This is a genomic window from Acidithrix ferrooxidans (assembly GCF_000949295.1).
Classification (GTDB): Bacteria; Actinomycetota; Acidimicrobiia; order Acidimicrobiales; family Acidimicrobiaceae; genus Acidithrix; species Acidithrix ferrooxidans.
The window spans coordinates 1-2,219 of record NZ_JXYS01000161.1; the positions used below are offsets into that span (position 1 = coordinate 1).

2 protein-coding genes and 1 pseudogene are annotated in these 2,219 nt (G+C 47.2%); 1 reads left to right on the top strand and 2 read right to left on the bottom strand.

Annotated features, from left to right (window positions below; genetic code table 11):
- Positions 1–617 (top strand): annotated as a pseudogene (locus tag AXFE_RS17990) (reverse transcriptase domain-containing protein); the annotation flags it as partial.
- Positions 618–942: 325 nt separating this feature from the next.
- On the opposite strand, the gene AXFE_RS21185 reads toward AXFE_RS17990, so the two are convergent.
- On the bottom strand, positions 943–1,071 hold the full coding sequence (locus tag AXFE_RS21185; protein ID WP_268749175.1) for a hypothetical protein: 129 nt from the start codon (positions 1,069–1,071) through the stop codon (positions 943–945).
- Positions 1,072–1,508: 437 nt separating this feature from the next.
- Complete coding sequence (locus tag AXFE_RS17995; protein WP_052605481.1) at positions 1,509–2,186, bottom strand: group II intron maturase-specific domain-containing protein; 678 nt, start codon at positions 2,184–2,186, stop codon at positions 1,509–1,511.
- Positions 2,187–2,219 lie beyond the last annotated feature (33 nt).

Sequence of the window (2,219 nt, forward strand, 5' to 3'; positions counted from 1 at the left end):
CTAATGATAAGGAGCGTGTCTTTAGCGATTTGTATAACCTCGTCTATGACCCAGCCTTCCTCCAGGTGGCATGGGCCAGAGTCAGAGGCAACAGAGGAGCAAGAACACCTGGCGTTGATGGAATATCACCAATTTCCATCTCTGATCCTAATGAGTTCCTAGATGAGCTTCGAAGGAGTCTGAAACAACGCCAGTTCACACCCACCCGAGTTAGAGAACGTAAGATTCCCAAAGCTTCAGGCAAAATGAGAAGATTAGGGATTCCGAATACTTCCGATCGGGTGGTACAAGCAGCGCTGAAGCTTGTTTTGGAACCAATCTTTGAGGCGGATTTCCTGCCATGTTCGTATGGCTTTCGTCCCAAGAGACGAGCACAGGATGCAATTGCTGAGATTCACTTCTTCGCTAATTCCCCTAGAAGTTATGAGTGGGTATTTGAAGGAGATATCGAAGCTTGCTTTGACGAGATCGACCACGGAGCCCTCATGGCACGGATTAGACGTCGTATTTCACATAAGCGCATACTAACGCTCATCAAGGCATTTCTATCTGCTGGTATTCTCTCGGAAGAGGGAATTAACAGAAGAACCATTACCGGCACTCCGCAAGGAGGCTTATGCGAAGCTTCGCATAACCCGCCTTATGTGAAGTAAACGATTATGCGAAGTTGAAAGACATACCCGCATTTCACAGGGTATCTACGGGTGCACTAGCTTCGCATAATCGCGTATCAATTTCTGAAAGACCTGTCAAGGAGGCAAGGAGGTCAGCATCGTCCTTCCATTCGGGCAAATCTGGCGAGATCATGTTGGGATACGCCTTTTCGAGAGCTTAGCGTTTCAACTCGGTATCGGCTCGGGCATAAATCTTGGTAGTGGAAATATCTACATGCCCCAAGAATCGAAGACCTAATTCCTCAGTGAACTGCTCGACTCTTTACTTTCAAGAAACGTTGCCGCCCACATGGCCCCGCATGCGGCGATAGTAGTTGGTAGCCGCCTGGGTATAGTGCAGCCGATATAGCTCGGCTTCTAAGTCAGTTGTCAATTGTGAAAATGATTCGGGAATCAATTTAGTGCCTCCTCAATGGACTATGGGATCGTAAGGATCTCCCGCTCCATTTTGGAACACCATGGCGTTATGCGAAGTAAATCAGACCCAAATACCACCGTGAAATGCGGGTATGTCTTTCAACTTCGCATAATCGTTTACTTCACATAAGGAGGCGTCCTGTCTCCACTGCTTGCAAATATTGCTCTTTCGGTCCTAGACGAATACTTCTCAACAAAATGGGAAGCACTAGGTTCACAATGGACACGTTATAAGCACAAACGTAATGGTGGAGCCGTTTTTCGGCTGATTCGATATGCCGACGATTTTGTAATCATGGGATATGGTGCCCGTAAGGATGTGGAACTACTAAAAGACGAGGTCAGTAGTGTCCTGTCGAGTGGCGGGGAGGAACTTCCCCTCCCCGCTCTCACAGAACCGTGCGTGAACCTCTCAATTCACACGGCTCCTAGCGAACCGACTTTTGGTATTACCCCAAATGACCAGTGAGCCCAAAGATTGGGTTCACGTTCGGCTATTTGAGATAGGTATTTCCAAGCATTTGCTCGTATGCTAAGTCGCCTGTACTTTTTGCGTGCCCATCTAATCAAATAGATATTGATACGTCGGAGGAGTTGGCCTAATCTGGATTTGTAGAAGCGTCCATAGTAGTTGATCCAGCCTAAGATCACCGGGTTGTAAAGCCTGGCGAGTTCGGCTATGGTTTGGCCTGTTTGGAGGTGAATACGAAACCGCCTAAGTTCTCTGCCCATTTCTTCTACCGCTTTATCTGAAGCCGCTGGCAGGAAGTTGTTAAACTGCTGCTTGAACTTATTGCGGGCGTAGCGTGGTGCAAAGGTAAATCCTAGAAAGTCAAAGCGTATTTGTTCGAACTCTCCTTTACGGTTGGAGTCCTTACAATAGACGATTTTGGTCTTTTGTGGATGTAACTCCAACTTGACCTGCGTCATTCTCTGACCTATAGCCTCTAGGATCTCTTCGGCTCGTTTCTTTGTTTTCACATGTACCAAAAGGTCATCCGCGTATCGTTCAAACGGGGCATAGGGTAAGTTCTTTACCATCCATTTGTCAAAAGCGTAATGTAAGAACAGATTCGCCAAAATCGGAGAAATCACCCCGCCTTATGCGANGTAANCCTTGCTCTCGAT